The sequence below is a fragment of the Crenobacter sp. CS_VA4 genome, assembly GCF_055597485.1.
This window is the reverse complement of the sequence record NZ_JBVMAE010000040.1, coordinates 1-25,704: the sequence shown is the minus strand read 5'-3', so window position 1 is coordinate 25,704 and position 25,704 is coordinate 1. Positions and strand designations below refer to the sequence as shown.

General features: G+C 65.3%; 21 protein-coding genes and 1 pseudogene. 18 read left to right on the top strand and 4 right to left on the bottom strand.

The window, feature by feature from the left end:
* The first annotated feature begins 303 nt into the window (after positions 1 to 303).
* Both ACZ2IA_RS21160 and ACZ2IA_RS21155 read left to right on the top strand, forming a co-directional pair.
* Positions 304 to 651, top strand: coding sequence for a hypothetical protein (locus tag ACZ2IA_RS21160; RefSeq protein ID WP_470294572.1), 348 nt, complete (start codon positions 304 to 306; stop codon positions 649 to 651).
* 649 nt (positions 652 to 1,300) lie between these two features.
* Positions 1,301 to 1,645: a hypothetical protein gene (locus ACZ2IA_RS21155; RefSeq protein WP_470294571.1), complete on the top strand. Its 345-nt coding sequence runs from the start codon at positions 1,301 to 1,303 to the stop codon at positions 1,643 to 1,645.
* Between the two features lie 166 nt (positions 1,646 to 1,811).
* Here the strand turns inward: ACZ2IA_RS21155 and gcvA are convergent, their stop codons facing one another.
* Entirely contained in the window at positions 1,812 to 2,702 is an 891-nt protein-coding gene (gene gcvA / locus ACZ2IA_RS21150) for a transcriptional regulator GcvA (RefSeq protein ID WP_470294570.1), read from the bottom strand.
* A 149-nt stretch (positions 2,703 to 2,851) separates the two neighbouring features.
* Here gcvA and ACZ2IA_RS21145 point away from each other — a divergent pair, with 149 nt between their 5' ends.
* A complete protein-coding gene (locus tag ACZ2IA_RS21145; protein ID WP_470294569.1) occupies positions 2,852 to 3,898 on the top strand; it encodes a DUF1338 domain-containing protein in 1,047 nt (348 codons plus the stop codon).
* A gap of 221 nt (positions 3,899 to 4,119) precedes the next feature.
* A complete protein-coding gene (gene ydiJ, locus ACZ2IA_RS21140; protein ID WP_470294568.1) occupies positions 4,120 to 7,155 on the top strand; it encodes a D-2-hydroxyglutarate dehydrogenase YdiJ in 3,036 nt (1,011 codons plus the stop codon).
* A gap of 74 nt (positions 7,156 to 7,229) precedes the next feature.
* On the opposite strand, the gene ACZ2IA_RS21135 is transcribed toward ydiJ, so the two are convergent.
* Positions 7,230 to 9,224 (bottom strand): methyl-accepting chemotaxis protein, encoded by a 1,995-nt coding sequence (locus ACZ2IA_RS21135; protein WP_470294567.1) that lies wholly within the window; start codon positions 9,222 to 9,224, stop codon positions 7,230 to 7,232.
* Between the two features lie 473 nt (positions 9,225 to 9,697).
* Here ACZ2IA_RS21135 and ACZ2IA_RS21130 point away from each other — a divergent pair, with 473 nt between their 5' ends.
* The 5 genes from ACZ2IA_RS21130 (at position 9,698) to ACZ2IA_RS21110 (ending at position 15,469) form a co-directional block, all read left to right on the top strand.
* Positions 9,698 to 10,792: an MBL fold metallo-hydrolase gene (locus ACZ2IA_RS21130; protein WP_470294566.1), complete on the top strand. Its 1,095-nt coding sequence runs from the start codon at positions 9,698 to 9,700 to the stop codon at positions 10,790 to 10,792.
* A 244-nt stretch (positions 10,793 to 11,036) separates the two neighbouring features.
* Positions 11,037 to 11,627 (top strand): hypothetical protein, encoded by a 591-nt coding sequence (locus tag ACZ2IA_RS21125; protein WP_470294565.1) that lies wholly within the window; start codon positions 11,037 to 11,039, stop codon positions 11,625 to 11,627.
* 84 nt (positions 11,628 to 11,711) lie between these two features.
* On the top strand, positions 11,712 to 12,170 hold the full coding sequence (locus ACZ2IA_RS21120) for a (2Fe-2S)-binding protein (protein ID WP_470294564.1): 459 nt from the start codon (positions 11,712 to 11,714) through the stop codon (positions 12,168 to 12,170).
* A gap of 12 nt (positions 12,171 to 12,182) precedes the next feature.
* Positions 12,183 to 14,438, top strand: coding sequence for a xanthine dehydrogenase family protein molybdopterin-binding subunit (locus tag ACZ2IA_RS21115; protein WP_470294563.1), 2,256 nt, complete (start codon positions 12,183 to 12,185; stop codon positions 14,436 to 14,438).
* A 242-nt stretch (positions 14,439 to 14,680) separates the two neighbouring features.
* Positions 14,681 to 15,469: a cysteine hydrolase family protein gene (locus tag ACZ2IA_RS21110; RefSeq protein ID WP_470294562.1), complete on the top strand. Its 789-nt coding sequence runs from the start codon at positions 14,681 to 14,683 to the stop codon at positions 15,467 to 15,469.
* Between the two features lie 24 nt (positions 15,470 to 15,493).
* Here ACZ2IA_RS21110 and ACZ2IA_RS21105 read toward each other — a convergent pair whose 3' ends face one another.
* Positions 15,494 to 16,111, bottom strand: coding sequence for a DUF938 domain-containing protein (locus tag ACZ2IA_RS21105; protein ID WP_470294561.1), 618 nt, complete (start codon positions 16,109 to 16,111; stop codon positions 15,494 to 15,496).
* A 604-nt stretch (positions 16,112 to 16,715) separates the two neighbouring features.
* On the opposite strand from ACZ2IA_RS21105, the gene ACZ2IA_RS21100 reads away from it, so the two are divergent.
* Positions 16,716 to 16,991 carry an Lpp/OprI family alanine-zipper lipoprotein gene (locus tag ACZ2IA_RS21100; protein ID WP_470294560.1) on the top strand — a complete coding sequence of 92 codons (276 nt, stop codon included), beginning with the start codon at positions 16,716 to 16,718 and terminating at the stop codon, positions 16,989 to 16,991.
* A 45-nt stretch (positions 16,992 to 17,036) separates the two neighbouring features.
* Here the strand turns inward: ACZ2IA_RS21100 and ACZ2IA_RS21095 are convergent, their stop codons facing one another.
* Positions 17,037 to 17,567, bottom strand: a complete 531-nt coding sequence (locus tag ACZ2IA_RS21095) for a L,D-transpeptidase family protein (RefSeq protein WP_470294559.1) — start codon at positions 17,565 to 17,567, stop codon at positions 17,037 to 17,039.
* An 83-nt stretch (positions 17,568 to 17,650) separates the two neighbouring features.
* Between ACZ2IA_RS21095 and ACZ2IA_RS21090 the strand changes: the two genes are divergently transcribed.
* From ACZ2IA_RS21090 to ACZ2IA_RS21055, 8 genes and pseudogenes are all read left to right on the top strand, one after another.
* Positions 17,651 to 18,703, top strand: coding sequence for a L,D-transpeptidase family protein (locus tag ACZ2IA_RS21090; RefSeq protein WP_470294558.1), 1,053 nt, complete (start codon positions 17,651 to 17,653; stop codon positions 18,701 to 18,703).
* A 282-nt stretch (positions 18,704 to 18,985) separates the two neighbouring features.
* Positions 18,986 to 19,441, top strand: a complete 456-nt coding sequence (locus ACZ2IA_RS21085) for a MarR family winged helix-turn-helix transcriptional regulator (protein WP_470294557.1) — start codon at positions 18,986 to 18,988, stop codon at positions 19,439 to 19,441.
* 18 nt (positions 19,442 to 19,459) lie between these two features.
* Positions 19,460 to 21,523, top strand: a complete 2,064-nt coding sequence (locus ACZ2IA_RS21080) for an FUSC family protein (protein WP_470294556.1) — start codon at positions 19,460 to 19,462, stop codon at positions 21,521 to 21,523.
* Entirely contained in the window at positions 21,520 to 21,729 is a 210-nt protein-coding gene (locus tag ACZ2IA_RS21075) for a DUF1656 domain-containing protein (protein WP_470294555.1), read from the top strand. The genes ACZ2IA_RS21080 and ACZ2IA_RS21075 overlap by 4 nt, the downstream gene beginning before the upstream one ends.
* On the top strand, positions 21,726 to 22,631 hold the full coding sequence (locus ACZ2IA_RS21070; protein ID WP_470294554.1) for an efflux RND transporter periplasmic adaptor subunit: 906 nt from the start codon (positions 21,726 to 21,728) through the stop codon (positions 22,629 to 22,631). Before ACZ2IA_RS21075 ends, ACZ2IA_RS21070 begins: the two co-directional genes overlap by 4 nt.
* A complete protein-coding gene (locus ACZ2IA_RS21065) occupies positions 22,628 to 24,058 on the top strand; it encodes an efflux transporter outer membrane subunit (protein ID WP_470294553.1) in 1,431 nt (476 codons plus the stop codon). Before ACZ2IA_RS21070 ends, ACZ2IA_RS21065 begins: the two co-directional genes overlap by 4 nt.
* 75 nt (positions 24,059 to 24,133) lie before the next feature.
* Complete coding sequence (locus ACZ2IA_RS21060) at positions 24,134 to 24,487, top strand: YkgJ family cysteine cluster protein (protein ID WP_470294552.1); 354 nt, start codon at positions 24,134 to 24,136, stop codon at positions 24,485 to 24,487.
* Positions 24,488 to 24,871: 384 nt separating this feature from the next.
* A pseudogene (locus ACZ2IA_RS21055) lies at positions 24,872 to 25,704 on the top strand (transposase); the annotation flags it as partial.

Here is a 25,704-nt window from a genome sequence, read left to right as displayed (position 1 = left end):
GACAAGCTGACCAGCCGGTTTGGCGCATTTCTCAGCCTAGTCTGTGCTTATATCTGGTTACTGTGAACACGCTCTAGGGCATTCAACCTTAAGGTTTCCACGGCTCAATGAAGGGTTTGTTACCGGACGTGAGGCAGTACACGGCTTTGTGAAGTGCCAGGTCACGCGGAAAAGGGTGCGATTTGGCCGGTACGCCTCAGGTCCGGGCGCCTATATTTCAGTCAGAAAACTCAGGCTGTCTGAAAGGGCCAGTCAGTAGCGGACAGCGGCAAGCCGTCCGAAAAAAAGAATGGAGACACCACCATGGAGACAACAGCCGACCGTGGCCTGCTGCACCTCTTGTACCTCTACCTGATCCCGTTCTGGCTGTTCCGTGACGCCTCGCGCGGCGACTTCCTGCTGCGCGAGCAGAACTACCGCTACAACCGCGAACAGCGCAAATACCTGCCGGGCTACCTGCTGAAGTGGGCGATCCTCTGCGCGCTGCTCTTGGTGAGCAACCAGTTCGCGCACGCGATGGGCGAGGGCTTTCCGACCGGGCAGGGCGTGTTCTGGGCCTGGGAGCTGTTCTCCGGCATCAGCTTCTCGGTCGGCTTCGCGCTGATGGCCAATATCGCGGCGATCTGGGGTTACCTGACTTTTGTCGACTAGCGTCTCGCCATCGTGCATCACTTCGCCGAGGCGCTTGGCGAACACAAGGAAACGCAACTCGCACCGGTACCTTGTCGGCGGCGTCGACTGCGCTAGCAAGTACTGTTCGGCTACCGCGTCGGCCCGATGGTCTCGGTAGAAGCGCCGGCGCAGTTGTCGCCGGGAATGAAGTTTTGATTTCTTGGGTTAGACGTGAGTGGAAAGGGCGGCCCGACGAGAGTCGGGCCATTTTTTTGCTTGCTACGAATTCTGCCACCTAATTATCCGTGCGGCATTTGATTGGTGGCAGATTGCCTTCGTGGACTCGTCCTACGCCGTTGTTTTAGATAAAGAGGCAAGGCTTCACCCCGCTATTAAAATGGATTGCTCCACCTCTCGTTAAGTTTGTCTAAAAGATCAGTTGCTGATTTCTATGGACTCTGTCATAAATGTTGTATGTTTAACATTCAGCACCGCTACGCGAAGAGTGGAGTGGTGGCTGTTAGGCGGCAGGAGCTAGGGCAGGGGCTTGCTCGCAGTTTCAAGGACGCCGTCGTATCGATAGCAAGCGACATCCGTCGCCGTCTATTGGCACCACGGTGTCTCGGTAAGACCCCAAGCGTAGAATTGCCGCTGCATCGGATACCCTTTCCCATATGAGGAGGCAACTATGAAACGATGGATCATCGGTGGCTTGGTGGCGGGCATCGCTACGTTGGCGAGTGCGACCAGCCAAGTGAGCCCGCACAACGTCCCTGATGTACAAAACCAGATGCCCGAAAAGCTGGCGCTGAATGATCGAGATGCGAACTCGCTGGCCGCTAAGGATGGCGCCTATAGCGATGGACAACACCACGACGGCGAGCACCACGACGGCGAGCACCATGACGTAGATCACGGTGACAGTGGTCACGGCGGTAGTGACAGCAGCGGTGGAGACCATGGTGGCAGCAGTGGTCATGATGGTAACGGTGGCCACGATGGTGGCAATGGCGGCGGCGGTGGCAACGATTAGTTGCTAACTATGGTCTGAGCAGGTCGCGAAGCCCAACATCTTTATGAAAATCAATGGATGTTGGGCTTCGTTATTCACGCCGCACACCGAGTCGTCGATAGCGGTTACCTACACGTGCTGTGCAACCCCCGAGGGGTGTGCACCCTACAAAGCCATAGTTTCCCTATCACCGCACCTGCTCCAGCACCCACTCGCGGAACACCCGCACCTTGTACAGGTCGGCCTTCGTCGCCGGGTGCACTAGGTAGTAGGCGTGCAGGCTCGGCACCGGCTTGTCGATCGCCTTGATCAGCAGGCCCTTGTCGAGCTCGTCCTGCACCAGAAACTGCGGCAGCACCGCGATCCCCAGGCCGGTGATCGCCGCCTGGATCACCATGAAGAAATGCTCGAAGCGCGGTCCGCGCAGGCCGCCCTCCACCTCGGCGACGCCGGCCGCGTGCAGCCAGTCGTTCCACGCCTGCGGGCGGGTGGTGTGCTGCAGCAGCGTGTAGTCGAGCAGCTCGCGCGGGTCGGTCAGCGCCGGCTTGCCCTTGAGTAGGCCGGGCGCGCAGACCGGCACGATCTCCTCGCCCATCAGCCGGTGGCAGATCGCCCCCGGCCACAACGCCGGCCCGAAGTGGATCGCCACGTCCACCTCCTCCTTGTCGAAGTCGAACGGCCGAACCTGAGTGACCAGGTTGAGCTGGATGTCCGGATAGCGCGCGGCGAAGTCGCCGAGACGCGGCACCAGCCAGCGCGAGCCGAAGGTCGGCAGGATCGCCACGGTCAGCGTGCCGCCCTCGCCGCTGTACGCCATCAGCTGCAGCGTGGCCGCCTCGGCGCGATCGAGCACGTCCTGGATCGCCGCCGCGTACGCCTCGCCGGCGGTGGTCAGCACCAGGCGCTGCTTGACGCGTTCGAACAGCGCCCGGCCGAGGAAGTCCTCGAGCGCGCGGATCTGCCGGCTGACCGCGCTCTGCGTCAGGTTCAGTTCTTCGGCGGCGCGGGTGAAGCTCAGGTGGCGGACGGCCGCTTCGAAGCACTGCAGCGCCATCAGCGAGGGTAGGGTACGACGCATGGTAGTTGATGAGTTTTCGGAATGAAGTCAGCAGAATACATCGCTTGAGGGGTGCCGGGAATCGGTCGAGACTTCAGATCATTGCAAGGCCGGCCCCGCAGCCGACCCGTATCCCGAACGGCAACACCCCGAACGAAAGGTATTCCGAAATGGCACACACCCAGGCAGATTTCGAACGCAGCCAACTGTGGCAATTGCTGGAAGCGACGACCGGTCGCGCTACCACCGCGGCGCTGTTCGAGATGATCGTGGTCGACGCGCCGCTGTTGGCCGAAGCCGGCGACACGGTGCCGCGCGTGATCCTCGCCCAGGCGATGAACATGCAGCTGTTCGCGAAGAACCTGGAGGCAGTGCCGGAAGGCAAGGCGTACGTGGCCGAGAAGCTCGCCGCCGGCGGCCAGGTGGTGTTCGATCATGGCGCGCTGCGCACCGTTTCCGCCGCCAACACCGGCGCGCTGCCGGCCGGCGAATTGGCGTTCAAGCGCCTGCTCGAGCCGCTCGGCTTCGCCGTTGCCGGCCTGTACCCGCTGGCCCGCCTGAAGATGACCGGCCGCGCCTACTGTCATCTCGACGCGCCGGAGACGGTCGCGCAGTTCTTCGTTTCGGAGCTGCACGTCGACCAGTTCTCGCCGGCGTTCCAGCAGGCGGTCGAGACCGTGGTCGCCAGCTCGCGCGACCCGCTGAGCGCTCGCGACAAGGCGCTGCTCGTCAAGCTGGCCGAAGCCCGCTCGCTGCCGTTCGCCGAGGCGGTCGAGCTGCTGCCCCAGCTCGTCGGCTGTTTCGCCGTCCAACACGACACGCCGAGCCTCGCGGCCTACGAGACGCTGCTGGCCGAGTCGGCCGAGATGGCCTGGATCGCCACCGAGGGCAACTGCTTCAACCACGCCACCGACCATGTCGACGACGTGTTCGCGGTGGCCGACGCGCTGCGTGCCCGTGGCTTGCCGATCAAGGACAAGGTCGAGGTATCGGCTGCGGGTTCGGTGCGCCAGACCGCGTTCAAGGCAACCTTGGTCGAGCGTATTTTCCGCGCCGCCGACGGCTCGATGGTGACCCGCACCGTGCCGGGCTCGTTCTACGAATTCATCACCCGCGATGTCATCACCGACCCGGCCACGGGCGAGCAGAAGCGCGACCTGCGCTTCGACAGCTCGAACGCGCAGGGTATTTTCAAGATGACCGCGGCCGCCTGCTAAGAGCCGCCAACAACCCCTACCGGCGTCGTTGCCTTGCTCTCGCACTGTCTACGGCAGGGAGGCGAGCAGGACCGCTTCGCTGTGGTTTGTTGACGACTCTTGTGGCCATACCGAGTAACGACGTTTCCTGAGCGGCAACCTTGGTGCCCGTGTTGTCCGACACGGGCACATTTTTCAGCCTGCCGCGCTACCCTGTTGCAACGCACCGTCCCGAGCCCAGCATGATTCCTCGCCTGACCGACCGCCCCGTCTCCGACTCGCTCTACCTCGACTTCGTCGCCGAGCTGCGCGTACGCGGCTTCGAGGGCGAGCTGAGCTCGAGCTACGCCGACCGCACCGTGCTCGCCACCGACAACTCGATCTACCAGGTGTGGCCGCAGGTGATCGCGTTCCCGAAGCACGTCGACGACCTGGTGCGCTTGGCGAAGCTGTCCGGCGAGTCGCGCTTCCAAACGCTCAGGTTCAGCCCGCGCGGCGGCGGTACCGGCACCAACGGCCAGTCGCTCAGCGACGGGGTGATCGTCGACGTGTCGCGGCACATGAATCGGATTCTCGAGATCAACGTCGAGGAGCGCTGGGTGCGGGTCGAGGCCGGGGTGGTGAAGGACCAGCTCAACGCCGCGCTCAAGCCCTACGGCCTGTTCTTCGCGCCGGAGCTGTCGACCTCGAACCGCGCGACGATAGGCGGGATGATCAACACTGACGCCAGCGGCCAGGGCTCCTGCCTGTACGGCAAGACCCGTGACCATGTGCTGGAGCTGAGAACGGTGCTGCTCGACGGCACACTGTGGCACTCGCAAGCCTTGGCCGAAGCGGAACTCGACGTCATCAAGCAGCGCGACGACCGGGTCGGGGCGGTGCATCGCTTGCTCGACGGCATCCAGCGCGACCACGCCGCGCTGATCGCCGCGAAGTTTCCGAAGCTGAACCGCTGCCTCACCGGCTACGACCTGGCGCACATCCGCGACGAGCAAGGGCACTTCAACCTCAACAACATCCTGTGCGGCGCCGAGGGCACGCTGGGCCTCGTCACCGAGGCCAAGCTCAATGTGCTGCCAATCCCGCGTTGCAGTGCCCTGGTCAACGTCCACTATGTCACGTTCGACGCCGCGCTGCGCGACGCGCCAGCGCTGATGGCGCTGCAAGCCGCGTCGATCGAGACGGTCGACTCCAAGGTACTGGGCCTCGCCCGCCAGGACATCGTCTGGCACGGCGTGCGCGAGTTCTTCCCCGACGATGACGTGCCGGCGCAGGGCATCAACCTGGTCGAATTCCTCGCCGATGACGAGGCCGCGCTCGAGCGAATGTTGGCCGAAGTGGAGGGCATCCTGGTGCGCGAAGGCCGGGCGCACGGCCGCTGCGGCCACACCGTCGCGCGAGGCGCGGCGGCGGTCGGGCGGATCTGGGGGATGCGCAAGAAGTCGGTCGGCCTGCTCGGCAACCTGCAGGGCGACAAGCGGCCTATCCCCTTCGTCGAGGACACGGCGGTGCCGCCGGAGAACCTCGCCGACTACATCGCCGAATTCCGCGCGCTGCTCGACGGCCACGGCGTCGCCTACGGCATGTTCGGTCATGTTGACGCCGGCGTGCTGCACGTGCGCCCGGTCATCGACATGAAGGACCCGGAGCAGGAGAAGCTGGTGCGCAGCATCACCGACGGCGTGGTCGCGCTGACGCGCAAATACCACGGCCTCTTGTGGGGCGAGCACGGCAAGGGGGTGCGCTCGGAGTACGCGCCCGAGTTCTTCGGCTCGCTCTACCCGTGCCTGCAAGAGATCAAGGCCGCGTTCGACCCGCACAACCAGCTCAACCCCGGCAAGATCGCCGCACCGCCCGGCGCCGAGCTGTGGAAGATCGACGAGGTGCCGACGCGCGGCCAGCACGACCGGGTGATTCCCATTTCGGTGCGGCAGGGCTTTGATGAGGCGCTGCACTGCAACGGCAACGGCGCCTGCTACAACTTCGACCCGGACGATGCGATGTGCCCGTCGTGGAAGGGCACGCGCGAGCGCCGCCACTCGCCGAAGGGCCGCGCCTCGCTCTTGCGCGAATGGCTGCGCCAGCTCTCGCTCGCCGGCGTCGACCCCTTGGCCGAAAGCGCGCGGCTGCGCCGGCAGGGCGTGCTGTCCGGCCTGGCGGGGAAGGTGCGTAACACCTTCGCGAAGCGCCGCGGCGAAGCGGACTTCTCGCACGAGGTGATGGAGGCTATGCAGGGGTGTCTGGCCTGCAAGTCCTGCGTCGGCCAGTGCCCGATCAAGGTCGACGTGCCGGAGTTCCGCTCCAAGTTTCTCGAGCTCTACTACGGCCGCTACCTGCGCCCGGTGAAGGACTATTTGATCGGCTCGCTGGAATTCATGCTGCCCTTGGCCGCGCGCGTACCGGGGCTGTACAACGCGCTGGTCGGCAGTGCCGCCGGCCGGGCGCTGATGCGCCGCATCGGGTTGGTCGAAAGCCCGCTGTTGACCGGCATCGACCTCACGGCCGAACTGCGCCGCCGCGGCTACGCGCTCGCGACGCCCCAGGCCTTGCAAAGCTTGGCCGAAGCCGAGCGAGCGCGCGCGGTGATCGTCGTCCAGGATGCGTTCACCAGCTATTTCGAGACCGAGCTACTGCTCGACCTGTTCGCGCTGCTGCGCGAGCTGGGCTTTACCCCCTTGCTCGCGCCGTTCCGCGCCAACGGCAAGCCGCTGCACGTGCACGGCTTCCTAGGCGCGTTCCGCAAGGTCGCCACCGCCAATGCCGAGAGCTTGCACGCGCTGAGTGCGAGCGGCATCCCGCTGGTCGGGCTCGACCCGTCGATGACGCTGACCTACCGCGCCGAATACGCGAAGACGCTGGGCAAGGACGCCGTGCCGAACGTGCAGCTGCTGCAGGAATGGCTGGCGAGCCGGCTCGACGCGCTGCCCCAGCGGGCGGCTCGTCCGGGCAGCGGCTACACGCTGCTGCCGCACTGCACCGAGAAGACCAACGCGCCGGCCGCGGGCGACGACTGGCAGAAGGTGTTCGCCGCGCTCGGTGTGAAGCTGGCGAGCCAGAGCGCCGGCTGCTGCGGCATGGCCGGCACCTACGGCCACGAGGCGGACAAGCGGGAAATGTCCAAGACGATCTACGGGTTGAGCTGGGCGAAGCTCGTCGAGGCCGGGAGCGACACGCTGCTCGCGACCGGCTATTCCTGTCGCTGCCAGGTCGAGCTGATCGACGGGGTGAAGTTGGCCCACCCGCTGCAGGCGTTGCTGCGCGAGCTGAAAGCCGCCTAACTCGATTCGGGCTAGGAGGGGGTCAAGAAAAACGCCGGGGCTCGCCCCGGCGTTTTCGTCCCTTCACGCTGCCATCACAGCCTGAAATTCCCGACCAGCTTCTCGAGATTGTCCGACAGGCTGCGCAGTTGGGCGACCGAGTCGGCGACTTCGCCGACCACCTGGCCGTTCGACTGCGCCATGCTGCTGATCCTCTCGACATTCTGCGCGATCTCGACGCTGGCCGCCGACTGTTCGCGGGTCGACGCGGCGATGTCGACCATCCTTGTCATCAACTCGTCGGTGCGCTCGCTAACCTGGCGCATGGTCTGGTTGGCGTCCTCGGTCACGCCGGCGCTGGTCACCACCAGGCCGCGGGTGTGCTCGACCTCGTCGACCGCGTCGCGGGTCTCGGCCCGGATCGCGGTGACGATGCGGCTGATGTCGAGCGTCGCCTCGGCGGTACGGGCGGCCAGCTGGCGCACCTCGTCGGCGACGACGGCGAAGCCGCGCCCGGTCTCGCCGGCGCGCGCCGCTTCGATCGCGGCGTTGAGCGCCAACAAATTGGTCTGGTCGGCGATGTCCTTGATCACCCGCAGGATCGTGGTCACCTCCTCGGAGCGTTGGCCGAGGCTCGCCATTCGCTCGGTCAATGCATGCATGGTCTGGGTGACGTTGGCGATGTCGGCGCTGACGCGGGCGACGGTGGCGACGCTGGTCTCGGTGAGCTCTCCGGTATTGCGCGCCATGTGCTCCGCCTGCTGCGCAGTGTCGGCGATGTGCTGGACGCTGACGGTGACTTCTTCGACGCCGGCCGCCGTCGCGCTGGCCGCTTCCGACTGCTGCAACGACGACGCCTGTACCACCTCGGCCGATGCGGCCAGCTGCGTCGCCGAACGCGATACCGCCTCGCTCTGCGTCCTCACCTCGATGAACATCTCGCGCAGGCTGGCGATGAAGCGGTTGAAGGCGTCGGCGGTACGGCCGATCTCGTCGCGGTTGGCGACTTCGATGCGGGCGGTCAGGTCGCCCTTGCCGGAGGTCAGCTCTTCCATCGTGTCGGCCAGGTTCGACAGCGGCCGGGTCAGGTAGCTCACCACCGCGTACAACACCGCGAGGATCGCGAGCAGTGCGGCCACCCCGATCGCGATCGCGGTATTGCGCAGCTTGACGGCCGGGGCGGTGATCGCGGCGGTCGGCACGTTCACGCCGAGCGACCAGTACTGGCCGGTGTCGCCGACCTTGATCGGGCGGAAGAAGTGCGTAAAGCCGTCCGATTCGAACACGACGCCGCTACCCTGTTTCGCCTTGGGCAGCGCTTGCGCCAGTTCGGTGCCGGGTTCGACCGGCTTGCCGAGTTTCTGCGCGTCCGGGTTGACGACGTACAGGCCGCCCTCGGAGACCAGCTGGATATAGCCGGTGTCGTACGGATGCTGGCTGCCCAGATCCTTCTGCAGATCGTCCAGCATCAGGTCGGCGGCGGTCACGCCGAGGAAGCGGCCGTTACCGTCCTTGATGGCGTAGACCAGCGAGCTTTCCAGCACTTTCTGACCGTTCACCTCGTACGGATAGGGCTCGGTGATGGTGTCCTGTCGGCGCTTCTTCGGCGTGTAGTAGAAGTCGCCCCAGCCCGGCTTTTCGTAGTCCGGCTGGTAGGTCTCCGGGTGCTCCTTGTATTGGGGGAAGCTCTTCACCCGGTCGGTTGACATCATCACGTCGACGGTCGCCTTGCCGTCCTTGCCGCGCGTCATGTACGGGGTGTAGCGGCCGGTCGGGTCCTGTTTCGGCCAGTCGAAGCGGTAGGCGTTGTCGTTGCCATCGAACGCGTTCGGCTCCCACAGCATCCACAGGCCGGTGATGCCCGGTGCGTCGTTCAGCAGGCCGAGGATCAGATTGTCGACGGTCTTGCGCTCGGCCTTGCCGCTGGCCTTCAGCGCCAGCACCGACTGCGCCAGCTGGCGCGGCAGCAGCAGTGTGGTGTCGAGTTTGGTCTGGACCTGCTGCGCATAGCTATCGGCCTGCTGCTGCGCCTGCTGATGGCCGGCCTCTTCGGCGCGGTCGTAGCTCATCTTGACGATCAGCCCGACCATTACCGCAAAACCGATAAAGATGGCCGCGGCGGCTACCAGGACTATTTTTGTCCGCAAATGTCCCCATTTGCCTTGTTGCTCCATTACTTCTCCCCCGGCAGTCTGACTGCTGCGCTTAGTTAAAACACGGTGCGTTATATGCGCATGGTTTGTTGTGATTAACGTGTACCACAAGCCATTTTTGTCTGACATATTTCGACGCTGCAACGTGTGAAATTACGCAAAATGAATTGTTATTTCACTTTAAAAATGCCAATTACGATGACGGGTCGGGAGTAACGAGTCAGCCGCCGGACCGGGAAGCGAGTGGGCTGTAGGCGGCAGGAGGGGGCGGCCGAGTGGGGCCAGCGCGGCCGTTCGGCCAACTTGTTCCCCGGGCGTGACTAGGCGCAAGATGACAGGCCTGAACGAGTGGGGCCTTGCATGCGTCAAACCGGTTTCGGTGGCCGCTCATTCATCCAAGGAGCTTGATCATGCCCTTGTTCACCAGGCGTGCCGCAGGGCTTCGGCTCGAGCGCATGCAGGCTTCCAGCCAGTACGCCGACGGTGGCTTCGTCAACACCTATCCGTCCAGCGCGGTGCGCAGCAGCGAGAAGCCTCGGCCGACCTTGACCGACTTCCTGTTCCGCGGCGAGGGGCGGGTGCCTGCGCGGCCGCTGCCCTCGGTCGACCCGCGCGACGGCTGGCAGCAGGACGCCGACACCGGCCTGCGCGCCACCTGGCTCGGCCATTCGACCGTGCTGCTGGAAATCGACGGCCTGCGGGTGCTGACCGACCCGGTGTGGGGCCAGCGCGCCTCGCCGTTCTCCTTCATGGGGCCCAAGCGCTTCCAGCCGGTGCCGGTCGATATCGCCGCCTTACCGCCGCTCGATGCGGTGCTGATCTCGCACGACCACTACGACCACCTCGATTACCCGACCATCCGGGCTCTTGCCAAGTTGCCGGTGCCATTCATCACCTCGCTCGGCGTCGGGATGCACCTGGAAGCCTGGGGCGTTCTGCCTGAGCGCATCACCGAACTCGACTGGTGGGAGCGCATCGAGCTGCCGGGCGGGCTGAGCTTCACCGCCGCGCCGTCGCACCATTTTTCCGGGCGCGGCCTGCACGACCGCAACGGCACGCTCTGGTCGTCGTTTGTCGTGCAGGGCGAGCGGCATTCGGTGTTCTTCAGCGGCGATACCGGCCTGTCGCCGGCCTTTACCGAGATAGGCGAGCGGCTCGGGCCGTTCGACCTGGTGATGATCGAGGTCGGGGCCTTTCATCCGTCCTGGGGCAATGTGCACCTGGGGCCGGACAACGCCTTGCTGGCGTGGGCGCAGCTGGGCAGCGGCCGCTTGCTGCCGGTGCACTGGGGCACCTTCAACCTGGCGATGCACCCGTGGGCCCAGCCGGCCGAGGTGCTGCTGGCGAAGGCGCCGGAGGGGCTGATGATGCCGCGCCTCGGCGAGCCGGTCGAACCGGCCCGGGTGGAGGCGGTGGTGCCGTGGTGGCGCGACGTGGCCGAAGGGCATTGGCAGGACTCCGCGCTGCAGGCGGCCGAGTTCCTGGTGCTGCCGGGGAAGGACTAGAGCTACCCAGTCGCGCCGAGCCTTCCTGTCGGTTTGCAAAACGATCGGAACCCTTCTAGAAAACCAGAACAGGTCGCCGTGGCCGCGACGGTCGCCTGAAGGCATTCGACCCAGAGAGCGAGCCTGCTTTCCCTTTCGGCATGCCCCCCTTGATCTGCGGCGCCTCGACGCGAGCACGCGCCTTTTCAATGCTTCACGGCGATTAGCTGTTCCCTCTCACCACTTGGCGGAGAAGGCGGTCCAGATGGCAAAAAAATACCAAAGGCATCGTTGGTGGACGCCCGGCGCGCTGCTGGCGATCGTCTGTTCGCTACCGCTCTTCGCACAAACGGCGGCCGGCGCGGCTGGCGACAAGCTGTTCGAGCCTATCCGTTCTGTGCTGCAGTCTCCGCGTTGCCAGAATTGCCATATTCCCGGCGACAGCCCCCTGCAGTTCGACATGGGCAAGACCCATGCCCAGAACGTGAAGCGAGGCGTGGACGGGAAGGGGATGCCGGGCATGATGTGCGCGACCTGCCATCAGACGCAGAACGCGTCTCCCTCGATGGGCGAGCATGCGCCGCCGGGAGCCCCGCACTGGCAGCTGCCCCCGGCCAACTTGAAAATGGTGTTCCAGGGGCTGTCGCCACGCGATTTGTGCCTCGGACTGCGGGATCCGAAACGGAACGGCGGACGCAGCCTGCAGGACCTGGTCCACCACTTCAGCGAGGACCAGCTCGTCGCCTGGGGCTGGAACCCGGGAAGCAAGCGTACCCCGCCGCCGCTGACGAAGCCGCAGACGGTGGCCGCCGTCAAAGACTGGGTGGCGGCCGGCGCACCCTGCCCGGGGGAGTGAGGGCTCCGACGTTCGCCTCGTTCAACACCGGCCTCTCAGCAAAGCCCGAGTGGCCGACCGGTTAACAGCAAAAGGACGACTCCGATGATCAAGTTCACGCTCAACGGTAAGGCGCACTCGTTCGGCGGCGACCCCACGATGCCGCTGCTGTGGTACCTGCGCGATGAATTAGCGCTGACCGGCACGAAGTACGGTTGTGGCATGGCGCTGTGCGGCGCCTGTACCGTCCATCTCGATGGGCTGCCGGTGCGTTCTTGTGTCACGCCGGTCAGCGCGGCCGACGGCAAGAAGATCACGACCATCGAAGGGGTGGATGCCGACCGGGTCGGCAAAGCCGTCCAGGCCGCCTGGCGCAAGCTGGATGTGGTGCAGTGCGGTTACTGCCAGTCGGGTCAAATCATGACGGCAACGGCGCTGCTTGCCAGCAACAAAAACCCGAGCGATACCGACATCGATAACGCGATGAGCGGCAACATCTGCCGTTGCGGCACCTACGTGCGCATCCGCGCCGCCATCCACGAAGCCGCCCGCGCGCTGGCGTAAAGGAGACTGCTCATGGGAATCGCCAATCGTAACGAGCCGTCGCCTAACGCCGAGACCGAGACGGAGATCGTCAACGTCAGCCGGCGCCGTTTCGTGCAGGGCATCGGCGGGCTGGCACTGGGGCTGTATCTGGGCCCGGTGCTGGCAGCCCGCAAGGCCGGAGCCGCAGCAGGCGGCTTCGAGCCGAATGCCTTTGTGCGGATCGGTGCGGACGATTCCGTCACCGTCATCGCCAAACATATCGAAATGGGGCAGGGCAGCTACACCGGCCTCGCGACGCTGGTCGCCGAGGAGTTGGACGCCGACTGGAGCCGAGTGACGGTGGAAGGGGCGCCGGCCGACGTCAAACGCTACAAGAACCTGTTCCTTGGTGTGCAGGGCACCGGCGGCAGCACCGCGATGGCCAATTCGTTCGAGCAGATGCGCAAGGCCGGCGCGACGGCCCGGGCGATGCTGGTGTCGGCCGCCGCGCGGCAGTGGAAGGTCGCCCCCGACAGTCTCACCGTCAGCCGCGGGGTCGTGCATCACGCCGCCTCGGGGCGCAAAGCGCGGTTCGGCCAACTCGCGGCGGCGGCGGCCAAGCTGCCGGTGCCGCAAGAGGTAAAGCTCAAGGACCCGAAGGCGTTCACGCTGATCGGCAAGCTGGACGTGCCGCGCAAGGACAACGCCGACAAGACCGACGGGCGCGCGCAGTTCACCCAGGACGTCAAGCTGCCCGGCATGTTGGTGGCGGTGGTTGCGCACTCGCCGCGCTTCGGCGCGACGGTGAAGAGCGTCGACGCCAGCAAGGCCAAGGCGATCCCCGGCGTGGTCGCGGTGGTGCCGTACGCCGGCACCGCGCACACCTTCGCTGGCGTGGCGGTGCTGGCCAAGAACACCTGGGTGGCCAAGAAGGGCCGCGACGCGCTCGAGGTGCAGTGGGACGAGAGCCGTGCGTTCAAGCTCGGCAGCGACGAGATCATGGCGCAGTACCGCCAGGCGGCCGCCCAACCGGGACTGGTCGTGCATCAGTCGGGCGACGTCGCCGCGGCGCTGGCCAAGCCGGCTAAGCTGATCGAGGCCGACTACCAGTTTCCGTACCTCGCGCACGCGGCGATGGAGCCGATGAACTGCCTGGTCCGCCTGTCGGGCGGTCGCTGCGAAGTCTGGAACGGCGAACAGTTCCAGACCGTTGACCAGGGTACGATCGCCAAGCAGCTGGGCATCCCGGCGGAGAAGGTGTCGATCACCCAGCTCTACGCCGGCGGCAGCTTTGGCCGACGTGCGTCGCCGTTTTCGGACTATCTGTCCGAGGCGGTGGCGGTGGCGCAGGCGGCCGGCAAACACGGCGTGCACGCGCCGATCAAGCTGGTGTGGACACGGGAGGAGGACACCCGCGGCGGCTACTACCGGCCGCTGTTCTTCCATCGTGCCTGGCTGGCGCTCGACGCGGCCGGCAATCTGGTCGGCTGGCATCAGCGCTTGGTCGGCCAGTCTATCCTGACCGGCACGCCGCTTGAGCAGTTCGGGGTGAAGAACGGCGTCGACTCGACGTCGGCCGAAGGCGCGGGCGAGCCCTACGACATCCCGAATAGGCGGATCGAGCTCTCCACGCCGACCAATATCCATGTGCCGGTGCTGTGGTTCCGTTCGGTAGGACACACGCACACCGCGTTTGCGACCGAGACGCTGCTCGACGAGGCGGCGGTCGCCGCCGGTAAGGACCCGGTCGAGTTTCGCCGCCCGCTGCTCGCCAAGCATCCGCGCCATTGGGGCGTGCTGGCGCTGGCGGCGGAGAAGGCCGGCTGGGGCACGCCGCTCAAGCCCGGCGCGCCGGGCGAGAAGCGCGGCCGCGGCATCGCGGTGCACGAATCGTTCAACAGCTATGTCGCCCAGGTGGCCGAGGTGACGGTCAAGCCCGACGGCAGCCTCAGGGTGGACCGGGTGGTGTGCGCGGTCGATTGCGGCCTGGCGATCAACCCGGACGTGATCAAGGCGCAGATGGAGGGCGGGATCGGCTTCGGCCTGTCCGCCGCGTTGCATGGCGCGATCACGCTCAAGGATGGGGTGGTCGAACAGTCGAACTTCCACGACTACCCGGTCTTGCGCATCAACGAGATGCCGGCGGTCGAGGTGCACATCGTGCCGTCGGCCGAAAAGCCGACCGGGGTGGGCGAGCCGGGCGTGCCGCCGATCGCGCCGGCGGTGGCCAACGCGGTGTACGCGGCGACCGGTAAACGCATCCGCACCTTGCCGTTCGGCGAGCAGCTGAAGCCCGCTTCGGCCTGAGGTAAGGCCAGTCAAGGTTGGCCGAAAGCCGCTGCCGGAGCCGATCCGGCAGCGGCTTTGTCCGTTGGCGGATCAGGCGGCATCGACCACGCCGCAGACGAGGTGCGCGCCGCCACTGCCCGGTCTTCTTAAGGAAATCGGCCTAGGTCAAATGCATGGAAGGTACCGCGCCGCCGGAGTTCCGGGCCGCCGGCAATTGCGTCATGATGGGAGGAACATAAGCCCGTATTGAGGAGCCGGCCATGGCGACCCGCGACAATGTGCAACTGCTGATCATCGATCCGCAAAACGACTTCTGCGATATCCCCGGCGCGGCGCTGCCGGTGGCGGGAGCCAGTGCCGACCTAGAGCGTGTCGCTGAGCTGATCGACCGCTACGGCGAGCGGCTCTCGGGCATCACGGTGACGCTGGACAGCCACCACAGCTACGACATCGCTCACGGCAGCTACTGGCGCGACGCCGAGGGCAGGCAACCGCTGCACACGCCGATCACGCTGGCCGACGTCGAGGCCGGCCGATGGCAGACTGTCGACCCGGCCAAGCGAGCGCATGCGCTCGACTACCTGGCCGATGTGGGCCTGTATATTTGGCCCGAGCACTGCCTGATCGGCAGCTGGGGGCACAATATCTACGCGCCGCTCAACGCGGCGCTGCAAGGCTGGGAGCGGCTGCGTCGGCAGGCGGTGACGCCGCTGTTCAAGGGTCTCAACCCCGACACCGAGCATTTTTCCGCCTTCGAGGCCGATCGCCCCCTGGCTACCGACCCCGACACCCAGTTCGATGCCCGCCGTGTCGCCCATCTCTACCAAGCGGACCGGGTGATCGTCGCCGGCGAGGCGCTGTCACACTGCGTCGCGAGCTCGGTGCGCAGCCTGATCCGTCACCTCGGCGTCGATTTCGCTCGCAAGCTGGTGCTGCTCAGCGACGGCGCGAGCCCGGTGCCCGGCTTCGAGGCGCTGGGCGACGACTTCGTGGCCGAATTCCGCCGGCAGGGCGGACGGCTCGCACGTTGCGACAGCGCCTTCGACTAAGCGCAGGGTTGGCCGAACGGCCGGCTACTTGCGAAACACCAGGCTGAAGTTGTTCGCCGGCATCGGGATCACCTCGTCGAGCGTGAAGCCGGCCGCTTCGGCCAACGTCGTTACGTCTTCCAGATCGCGCACGCCCCATTCCGGGTTGGTCGCGCGCAGCTGCGCGTCGAACGCCGCATTGCTCGGCGCGGTGTGCTTGCCGCCGCGCCGATAGGGGCCGTAGAGATAGAGCACGCCACCGGCTCCCAGCAGACGGCCGGCACCGGCGAACAGCGCTTGAGCCGCCGCCCACGGCGCGATGTGGATCATATTGATGCAGACGATAGCCTGCGCCGCCGCTATGCCCCACGGTTCGCGGCAGACGTCCAGCGCCAGCGGTGCTCTCAGGTTGGCGACGCCGGCGTGGACCACCCACGCCGCGATCGAGTCGCGCGATGCGGCATCCGGGTCGCTCGGCTGCCAGGTGAGGCCGGGCAGCGCGGTGGCGAAATGGGCCGCATGCTGACCGGTGCCGCTGGCGATTTCCAGTACCATGCCGGTGTCCGGTAGCACACGCCGCAGAACGCCGAGGATCGCATCGCGATTGCGTTCGGCGGCCGGCGCAATCTGGCGCGAGTCCGGGCTCACCTCGTTCATTCTCATCCTTTTTCTCCCAACAATGACGGTGCCCTGCTATCTAGCGGAGCGTTGCCGCCTAGTCTGCCCTGTCCGGATGCGGTTTGTCGGACAGGGTGGATAGTGCTGTCGTCGCCTCATCCTGTTTTCATGACAGGTGAGCCGCGGCATTGCGAATGGGCAGCTCGCGCTACCTCTCTTCCCCGTTATCGACTACGCTTGAAAAAATCAATTAAATCAATCTTTCTGGGAAGTTTGTCGCGTGCCCCGTGCTTGGGATTCGGCATGATCCCTCCGGAACCGTCACCGAGCTCAGCGTCAATCCCGTTAGCTCAACCTCCAATAGTAGGTATCTGGATTTCAGCAACAAGACGCATTGCATCAAGCGAGAAGAACACATGATTTGACGGTAGCCGACTCGTGGCGTGCCGCCAGAAGAAACCAGACACGGATTTGTTGTCATGCAGGATGTTAGAACCGTGAATAGAGGCCGTTGTAGCCCGTCCTGAAAGGGCAGGCTGTGGCGGACCCTATCGTCGGGAAGTGCGCGCTGTCGCTAAGGCCCGGTTTGCCGGGGCGGACGATAGCGTGTGCCTTTGTGCATGTCTCACTTTTCCTTGGAGGAATGCCCATGCTTCGATCTCTCCCCGTTCGTCCCGTCCTGCTTGCCTCGGCCGCGTGTGCCTCGTTACTGTTGCTGGGCGGTTGCGCCAGCAACGGCGACCTGGACAAGGTGCGCACGATGGCGATGCAGGCGCAGCAGAGCGCCGATCGCGCCAATCAGTCGGCGGCTGCCGCCAACCAGAAGGCCGATCAGGCGCTGAGCACGGCAAATCAGGCCAATCAGACCGCCAATGACACCAACGAAAAACTCAACCGGATGTTCAAGAAGACCATGATGAAGTGAGGCCTGACGGGTGGCTCTGCGCAAACGGACGTGCTGGTCCGGCGTTCAGCGGATGACCACCCGCATGCCGACTCTTGCCCAATGCGCGAAACGACGCAGTTGAGCATCGCTGAGCGCCACGCAGCCTTCCGTCCAATCGTATTGCTGATGAACCGTTGAGTCGCCGTGGCCGACGCCGTGGATGCCGATGCCGCCACCGAGCAGGGTGTCCTGCGGAGGCAGACGATGCTCATGCCTTGCCTCGGCGATAGCGTCGAAGCTGTCGGCGTCGAGCCGGTGGGCCTCGATGGCTTGTTCGGCGTGTTCGGGAGTGGGGTAGTCGAGTTCGTAGAAGGTAGTGAAACGCGTAGAAGGGCGAATCCGCACGATGCGGTAGTCGCCAAGCGGGGTGGTTTCGTCGCCATGGTAATGCATCGGGGCGACGCCGCCGCGACCGAGGGAGATATTGTCGAACCGGTCGAGCGCGTTGTCGGCGCCAGAGTACACGGTCAATGTGCGGGCTTCCGTGTCAACCAACACCCAGTTCCCTGGGGCGGCCCAGGCCGATGCGCCGAGCGCCAGCCACAGCAGTAGCATCGACGCAAGTCGTATAATTAACTTATGTATCAGCATTGTTACTCATAACTATGATGGAAAAATTACCTTGGCGCAGGGCCTGCATGGTCGCTGCGGCCGCCGGCTTTGTCGCCGCCAACACATCAGCGGCTACCTTCGAGCTTCCGACCGACGGTTCCACCGTGGTCGGGCAGGTGGTGATAGTCAACCCGAGCTCGGACAATTCCTTGCTAGACATCGCTCGACACTTCGATGTGGGCTATGAGGAAATCGTGGCCGCCAATCCCGGCGTGTCGGTGTGGCTGGGGGCAAAACGCGTCGTCGTGCCAAGCCAGTTCATTTTGCCACCGAAGCCGTGGAAAGGGGTGGTGGTGAATATCCCGCAGCGCCGCCTGTATTACTTCCCTCCGGCGGCGAAGGGCCAGCCGCAGCAGGTGATCACCTACCCGACGAGTATCGCGCGGGAGGGTTGGTCGACTCCGCTCGGCCCCACCAAGATCGTCGCGAAATACCGCGACCCGGGCTGGCTCGTGCCGACCAGTATCCGCGCCGAGCACCTGAAGGAAGAGGGCGTCGAGCTGCCGGAGTACGTGCCGCCGGGGCCGGATAATCCGATGGGGATGCTCGCGATGCAGACCGGCTTCCCCGGCATCTTCATCCACGCCACCAACAAGCCATGGGGCGTCGGCTTGCGTACCAGCCACGGTTGCATCCACCTCTATCCCGAGGACGCGGCGCAGATCTTCCCGATGATGGCCAAGAGCACGCCGGTGCGGATCATCGACGAGCCGGTGCTGGTCGGCAACGATCACGGGCGCTGGGTGATGACCTCGTACGAGCCGGTGAAGGAATACCCGGACAAACGCCCGCTCGCCGAGCGAGCGCAGGCGGTGCTGGCGGCTCTGGCGAACGTGGACGCTCAGGCTTCGGTTGCACCGGTCGAGGTGGACCCGGCACGCGTCGCAAGGCTGAGCCGCACGCCGCAGTCTGTGCCGATGGCCCTGTCGCCCTATCAGCAGGATCTGCCTTACTGGCTGCGAACCATCAAGGTTCAGGCCTACAACTATCCGCCGTATGGGATGGAGGCCAACAATGCGATGGTGCCGCCGACACTGGTGCCGGCCGGGGCGTCGGCCCCGGTTGGCGAGAGGCCGTGAAACGGCCGTAGCGGATCGCTGCTTGGCGTGTCCCCGTTGCCCCCTGGGAATACCAGTGCCGCTGAACGGCTCTGGTATTCCAGGGGGCAACGTTGGTTTTCGGCGCCTATTCTTCAATTGATCCGTCAAAACGTTATTTTTATGACAGGCCAGAATACAGACATGGCGTCCCAACTTGCCTTCTTGCCATGGCCTGTCGTTGCCTGAACGAGGCAGGGGTGGTGTGGCAGTTTGCCCATATAGTTAGTTTTCTAACTAACTATAATCATGGTAATATTAACCATGGAAAGCATCGACGTATTACGTCTCCAACTAACGGGTGCACTGCTACAGGTCGGCCGGCGATGGCGCCAGGTCTCGCATGATGTGGTGACCGTCTACGGTGTTTCGGCATCCTGTGCGACGGCACTCATCTTCATCGGTCGACTCGGCGAGGGGGTGAACCAGGCTGCCCTGGCGGAGCAGATCGGTATCGAAGGGGCCTCCCTCGTGCGTCTGATCGATCAATTGAGCGACGCTGGGCTGGTTCGCCGAGAAAGAGGGACGACAGACCGCCGCGCCAGAACCCTCTGGTTTACCGAGCAGGGTAGGGAGCTGACCGAAACGATCGAGGCCGAGCTGGTCGGACTCAGAGCGAGCGTGTTGAAAGACATCAGTCGGCAGGATCTGGAGGCGACGCTACGCGTCTTCCACGCGCTGGAAATGGCGGCATCACCCACCCACTCATCCACATCCTGACCGAACAGATTCTGCAAGATGATCACTTTGCCCTCCTGGCGCGACTGGCTGTTCTCGGCCAAGGCGTTTACCGCCGCCATGCTGGCGCTGTATATCGCGCTGATGCTCGGCCTGCCGCGCCCGTACTGGGCGATGGCGACCGTGTACATCGTGTCGCACCCCATGACCGGCGCGACCCGTTCCAAGGCGCTGTACCGCGCCTGCGGCACCCTGATCGGGGCCTCGGCGGCAGTGCTGTTCGTGCCGCTGTTCGTCAACGCCCCGGTATTGCTGAGCCTGGTGATGTCGCTGTGGATGGGCACGCTGCTCTCCCTGTCGCTGCTCGACCGCACCCCGCGTAGCTACGTCTTCATGCTGGCGGCCTATTCCTTGCTGATCATCGGCCTACCGACGGTGTTCCACCCGGAGATGGTGTTCGACGTTGCAGTGGCGCGCAGCGAGGAGATCCTGCTCGGCATCGTCTGCGCCAGCGTGGTGGCCACGCTGGTGTTTCCGAGCAAGGTGACGCCGGTGCTGAGCGCGCGCATCAATGCCTGGCTCAAGGACGCGGCGCTGTGGGCGGCCGAGACGCTGTCGCCGGCAGCCGCCGCGGCCAGCGACCGTCCGGCCAGCCGCCATCGCCTGGCGGCCGACATCCTGGCGCTGGACCAGCTGATCACCCACCTCTCCTATGATTCGGGCAGCGCCCGCGCGGTACGCCATGCGCGTGAGCTGCGCGGCCGGATGAGCATGCTGCTGCCGATCCTGTCGTCGCTGAGCGCCAACGTCGCCACGCTGCGGCGGCTGCCACAGGGCATGCCGGCCGAGCTGACGCGGCAGATGGACGAGATCGCCGCCTGGATGTGCCGCCGCGACGGCGCCCGCGGCGAGGCGGCGCGTCTCTTGGACGAGCTGGCGGCGCCGGCCGAAGTGGCCGGTCTCGGCTGGGCCGAACTGGTCGGCGCCCATGTGCGGGCGCGGCTGCGCTCGCTGATCTATCTGTGGCAGGACTGCCTGGCGCTGCAAGCGATGATCGCGACCGGCGAGGCGGGCGAGGGCTGGCAGCCGGCGTACAGCCGCTGGGAGGTCGGCGGCAAGACTCGCCACTACGACTACGGCATGCTGCTGTTTTCGGCCGGCATGGCCTCGCTTGGCATCTTCATCGCCAGCCTGATCTGGATCGGCTTGGGCTGGGAGGACGGCGTCAGCGGCGTCATCCTCGGCGGGGTGGCCTGTTGCTTCTTCGCCTCGCAGGACGAACCGGCGCCGCTGATCAATCTCTTCTTCGTGTGGACCTGCGTCAGCATCGTGCTGTCGGCGGTGCTGCTGTTCGCGGTGATCCCGGCCTCGCACGAGTTCGAGACGCTGGTGGCGTTGCTGGCACTGCCATTCCTCGCCATCGGCGCGCTGATCGCCCAGCCCAGGTTCAACATGATCGCGATGCTCTTGACGGTGAACACCGCGAATTTCCTCGGTCTGCAGGGGGCCTACGACGCCAACTTCACCGTCTTCTTCAACAGCAATATCGCAGGCGTGGTCGGCGTGCTGTACGCACTGATCTGGACGCTGCTGACCCGGCCGTTCGGCACCGGCCTGGCGATCCGCCGCCTAGTGCATTCGAGCTGGAGGGCGCTGGCGCGGATGGCGGCCGGCGAGCACCTCGACGATTACGCCAGGCTGACCGCGAGGATGCTCGACCGCCTGTCCTTGCTGATGCCGCGGCTGGCCGCCAGCGGCCACGACACGCTGACCGACGGCTTCAGCGAGCTGCGCGTCGGCTTCAGCGCGCTCGATCTGCAGCGTGACGAGCACAGGTTGGCCGAACCGGCCCACGGCGCGGTCCAGCAGGTGCTGCAGGCCGTCGCTGGCTATTACCAGCGCTGCGCCGACGAGCGCCGGCCGCTGCCTGCCCCGGCGCAGCTCGCCGCCGACATCGACGCCGCTATCCGCGCGACGGCGGCCGGTGAAGCGAGCCCGGCCGCGCGCGAGGCGCTCAACGCGCTGGTGGAGCTGCGGGTGACGCTGTTCCCGGCCCCGGCCGAAGAGCCCGCCGCCGCGACTACACCCCTCGACCCCACGCCAAGCCTCGGAGCAAGCCAATGATCGGCGAAATCGATATCTACGGGGTGTACATCCCGAGCCTCTTGGTGCTGATGCTGATCGCCTTCGCACTGACCGGTTGCCTGCGTTTCGTGCTGGTGCAGCTCGGTCTCTACAAGGTGGTCTGGCACCGCTCCCTGTTCAACTTTGCCCTTTATGTGATCGTGCTCGGAGGCACGGTCGCGCTGACCCACTGGTTGCAATCATGAAAAATCTCACTCGAAAGCTGGGGCCGGTGCTGCTGACCCTGATCGTCGTCGTCGTCGCCGTGCTGGTCGGCCAGCACCTCTGGGATTACTACACCAACGCGCCGTGGACCCGCGACGGCCACATCCGCGCCGACGTGGTGCAGGTGGCGCCGGACGTCTCCGGCCTGATCACCGACGTCGAGGTCAGCGACAACCAGTTGGTGAAACGTGGCCAGGTCTTGTTCGTGGTCGACCGCGCCCGCTTCGAGCTGGCGCTGCGCCAGGCGCAGGCGGCGGTCGCGGCGCAGCGCGCGACCTTGGCGCAGGCGCGCCGCGAAGCGGCGCGCAACCGCGCGTTGGCCGACCTGGTCGCCAAGGAAAGCCAGGAGGAGAGCGACGCCAAGGTGCAGCAGGGTGAAGCGGCGCTGGCCGCGGCCGACACCGCGGTTAACGTGGCGCGCCTCAATCTGGAGCGCACTGAGGTGGTGAGCCCGGTGGACGGCTACCTGAACGATCGCACCCCGCGCAAGGGCGACTACGTGGCGACCGGCCACCCTGTGCTGTCCATCGTCGACGCGCATTCCTTCCACGTCGACGGCTATTTCGAGGAAACCAAGCTTAACGGCGTGAAGCTGAACCAGCCGGTCGAGATCCAGATCATGGGCGAATCGCGCACTCTGCGCGGCCATGTGCAGAGCATCGCCGCCGGGATCGAGGACCGCGACCGCAGCAACGGCGCGTCGCTGCTGCCGAATGTGAACCCGACCTTCAACTGGGTCCGGCTGGCGCAGCGCATCCCGGTGCGGATCGCGCTCGACGAGGTGCCGGCCGACTTCCGGCTGATCGCCGGCCGCACCGCCACCGTGTCGGTTCAGCAGGCCAAGCCGACCCCATCGACCCAGCCGCAGGGGGCCCGCTCGTGAAACTGCTCCAATCGGCGCTAAGCCTTGCCCTGGCCGGGGCGCTGGCCGCCTGCACCACGGTCGGCCCCGACTACAAGATTCCCGAGCAGGCGGCGCTACGCAATCCGTCCGCCAACGGCCAGTTTGCCGGCGCGCACGGCGACGCGGTGTCACTGGAACCGGTGCCGGCCGGCTGGTGGAAGCTGTACAAGGATCCGGTGCTGAACGGCCTGGTGCAGCAGGCGCTGGTGTCGAACACCAATCTGCGCGTCGCTTCGGCCAACCTGCGCCGCGCGATGGCGGTGATGACCGAGGTCGACGCCGAACGCGGCCTGCACAGCAGCGTGTCGCTGGCGGCCAAACGGGCGCAGGAGTCCGGCGAGGCCTTCCTGGTGCCGGAGAAGCTGCCGGTCGAAAATTTGGCCGACATCGGCATCAGCTTCGCGTATCAGATCGACCTGTTCGGCAAGCTGGCGCGCGGCGAAGAGGCCGCACACGCCAGCGCCGAGGCGAGCATGGCGGCGGTCGACCTGGCCCGCGTCACCGTGGCGGCCGAAACGGTGCGCGCCTATGTGCAGAGCTGTTCGGCCAACCGCGAGCTGCGGGTCGCGCAGCACGAGCTCGACCTGCAGAACCGCGGCGTCGAGGTGGCCCGCCGCCTGTCGGACGCCGGGCGCGGGCGGGTGACCGACGTGGTGCGGGCGCAGTCGCAGGCCGACAGCCTGCGCGCCAACCTGCCGCGTTTCCGGGCCGAAAAGGACGCCGCGCTGTTCCGCTTGGCGGTGCTGGTCGGCAAGACCCCGCAAGAGCTGTTGGCCGCCAAGGTCGACTGCCAGAAGGAGCCGCAGATCGCCCAGGCGATCCCGGTCGGCGACGGCGCGGCGCTGTTGAAGCGGCGCCCGGACGTGCGTGAGGCCGAGCGTCAGCTGGCCGCCGCCACTGCCAAGATCGGCGTGGCCACCGCCGAGCTCTACCCGAGCATCACCATCGGCGCGTCGGCCGGTTTCACCGGCATTCTCGATCATATCGGCGAGGGGCGGACCGAGCGCTGGGGGTTCGGTCCGCTGATCAGCTGGACGATTCCGGACAGCGGTGCGCGTGCCCGCGTGAAAGCGGCCGAGGCCGATACCGATGCGTCGCTCGCCCGCTTCGATGGGGTAGTGTTGAACGCGCTGCGCGAAACCGAGACCGCGCTGAGCTTCTACGCCAAGGACCTGGAGCGCAACGCCGCGCTGCGTTCGGCGCGCGACAATGCCGATGAGGTGGCCCGGCAGAATCGCCGCCTGTACCAGGCAGGGCGTTCCCCGTACCTGTCCAGCCTGGACGCCGACCGCACGCTGGCCAGCGCCGACGCGGCGCTGGCGGCCTCGGACAGCCAGGTGGCGATCGATCAGATCAATCTCTTTCTGGCGCTAGGCGGGGGTTGGGAGTCGACGTCGCACAGTTGAAGTGGGATCGGGCGATTCGACCCGAATGGTTGTATCTAGGTAAAGTGGGGCGGTTCACATGAAGGATGACGCCCAATGACACCAACCAGTCAGAAAATCCGGTTCTTCCGAGAACGCATTCCATCGTTCGAGTGCCAGCCCGGATGTCACGACTGCTGTGGGCCGGTGACCACCTCCACCGAAGAAATGGCGAGGCTTCCGGTCAAGAGCGAGGAGGAGCACGAAGCGGCACTGGCCAATCTGAACTGCCCTCATCTCGGTGCCAAGGGGTGTCAAGTCTACGCAGAACGCCCGCTGATCTGCCGCCTGTTCGGAACGACGCCACGGCTGGCCTGCCCGAATGGCAAGCGGCCCGAGGTGATGATCGATCCGCGAATAGAGCAGCAGATCCACCAGTTTTTTTCGGAGACGCGCCATGTGCTGGTTTGACGGAGAATCAGCGTCGGCGGTCCGATAGGGAGACGATCAACCGCAGCAACGGCGGCAAAACCCGCCGCCTATCAACACCAGCCGCACACCGGTCGAGTCTGCCGGCACTCGCCATGCCGGTTCCGGGCAAGCGCCTGCAACCGGTAACAGTAAAGTTTCTAGAAACGGAATTTGATATAAACATCAAAGAACTAATGGCTTAAAAAGCGCGTCAATCGGGGCTAGCTTTCCGCTGACGCTCCAAACCAGCCCATTGCGTGGGTGTTGAACGTCCGCTTTCCGTGCTGCTCACTGACCGGTTTGGGTCAATTCTGTTGAAAAACTAGCTACCCCGGCAGACCGTCGGCAGAATCATCATGTCGGCGATCGCAGGGGGCATGCAGCATGATGGGGCAGCTATCGAGTGGGCAGGAGCGCCTGTTTTACTCGTTCAATCTGGAAGATCACGTCCCCTGCAACCACCTCTTGCGCAGCATCGATCGCTGTCTTGACCTCAGCGACCTGCGCCAACACCTCGCAGATTTCTATAGCCCGATTGGGCGTCCCTCGATTGATCCTGAGCTGATGATCCGCATGCTGATCGTCGGCTACGGCTACGGCTACGGCTATGGCATCCGCTCCGAGCGGCAGTTGTGCGAAGAGGGGTATTTGAACCTGTCCTATCGCTGGTTCTGCCCGGTTGGGACTGGAAGATGAAGTACCCAATCACTCGACGTTTTCCAAGAATCGACATGGCCGTTTTCGGGAGAGCGGTCTATTTCGCTGGTTGTTTAATGAAGTGCTGCGCCGCTGCATGGACGTAGGTCTGGTCAAGGGCGAAGGATTTGCCGTGGACGCCAGCATCATCAAAGCGGATGCCAGCCGACAGCGTGGCGTAGCTGGGAATGAAGAGGTCAACTGGAACGATCCGGCACTCTGCTCCCGCGCCATACGTGAGTACCTCCATGCGCTTGATAACGACGCGCTGACTGAAACGCTACCTAAGCGTGTTTCACTGACCGATCCTCAGGCCCGCTGGACAGCAGCACCAGGCGGTCCCGCCTTCTTCGCCTACTCCACGAACTACCTGATCGATACCGAGCACGGTGTGATCCTGGATGTGGAAGCCACGCCGGCGCATCGCACTGCCGAGGTCGAGTCCACCAAGACGATGGTTGAGCGCGTCGAAGAACAGTTCGACATCACGCCTGCACGCCTCATTGGCGACACGGCCTATG

What these genes read in the sequence shown, in the direction of transcription:
- ACZ2IA_RS21145 (WP_470294569.1), top strand. Translation starts at nt 2,852, where the DNA reads ATGGCACACACCCAGGCAGATTTCGAACGCAGCCAACTGTGGCAATTG.
- gcvA (WP_470294570.1), bottom strand. Translation starts at nt 2,702, where the DNA reads ATGCGTCGTACCCTACCCTCGCTGATGGCGCTGCAGTGCTTCGAAGCG.
- ACZ2IA_RS21075 (WP_470294555.1), top strand. Translation starts at nt 21,520, where the DNA reads ATGATCGGCGAAATCGATATCTACGGGGTGTACATCCCGAGCCTCTTG.
- ACZ2IA_RS21155 (WP_470294571.1), top strand. Translation starts at nt 1,301, where the DNA reads ATGAAACGATGGATCATCGGTGGCTTGGTGGCGGGCATCGCTACGTTG.
- ACZ2IA_RS21130 (WP_470294566.1), top strand. Translation starts at nt 9,698, where the DNA reads ATGCCCTTGTTCACCAGGCGTGCCGCAGGGCTTCGGCTCGAGCGCATG.
- ACZ2IA_RS21120 (WP_470294564.1), top strand. Translation starts at nt 11,712, where the DNA reads ATGATCAAGTTCACGCTCAACGGTAAGGCGCACTCGTTCGGCGGCGAC.
- ACZ2IA_RS21090 (WP_470294558.1), top strand. Translation starts at nt 17,651, where the DNA reads ATGGTCGCTGCGGCCGCCGGCTTTGTCGCCGCCAACACATCAGCGGCT.
- ACZ2IA_RS21105 (WP_470294561.1), bottom strand. Translation starts at nt 16,111, where the DNA reads ATGAGAATGAACGAGGTGAGCCCGGACTCGCGCCAGATTGCGCCGGCC.
- ACZ2IA_RS21070 (WP_470294554.1), top strand. Translation starts at nt 21,726, where the DNA reads ATGAAAAATCTCACTCGAAAGCTGGGGCCGGTGCTGCTGACCCTGATC.
- ACZ2IA_RS21135 (WP_470294567.1), bottom strand. Translation starts at nt 9,224, where the DNA reads ATGGTCGGGCTGATCGTCAAGATGAGCTACGACCGCGCCGAAGAGGCC.
- ACZ2IA_RS21085 (WP_470294557.1), top strand. Translation starts at nt 18,986, where the DNA reads ATGGAAAGCATCGACGTATTACGTCTCCAACTAACGGGTGCACTGCTA.
- ACZ2IA_RS21060 (WP_470294552.1), top strand. Translation starts at nt 24,134, where the DNA reads ATGACACCAACCAGTCAGAAAATCCGGTTCTTCCGAGAACGCATTCCA.
- ACZ2IA_RS21100 (WP_470294560.1), top strand. Translation starts at nt 16,716, where the DNA reads ATGCTTCGATCTCTCCCCGTTCGTCCCGTCCTGCTTGCCTCGGCCGCG.
- ACZ2IA_RS21115 (WP_470294563.1), top strand. Translation starts at nt 12,183, where the DNA reads ATGGGAATCGCCAATCGTAACGAGCCGTCGCCTAACGCCGAGACCGAG.
- ACZ2IA_RS21160 (WP_470294572.1), top strand. Translation starts at nt 304, where the DNA reads ATGGAGACAACAGCCGACCGTGGCCTGCTGCACCTCTTGTACCTCTAC.
- ACZ2IA_RS21095 (WP_470294559.1), bottom strand. Translation starts at nt 17,567, where the DNA reads ATGCTACTGCTGTGGCTGGCGCTCGGCGCATCGGCCTGGGCCGCCCCA.
- ACZ2IA_RS21080 (WP_470294556.1), top strand. Translation starts at nt 19,460, where the DNA reads ATGATCACTTTGCCCTCCTGGCGCGACTGGCTGTTCTCGGCCAAGGCG.
- ACZ2IA_RS21125 (WP_470294565.1), top strand. Translation starts at nt 11,037, where the DNA reads ATGGCAAAAAAATACCAAAGGCATCGTTGGTGGACGCCCGGCGCGCTG.
- ACZ2IA_RS21110 (WP_470294562.1), top strand. Translation starts at nt 14,681, where the DNA reads ATGGCGACCCGCGACAATGTGCAACTGCTGATCATCGATCCGCAAAAC.
- ydiJ (WP_470294568.1), top strand. Translation starts at nt 4,120, where the DNA reads ATGATTCCTCGCCTGACCGACCGCCCCGTCTCCGACTCGCTCTACCTC.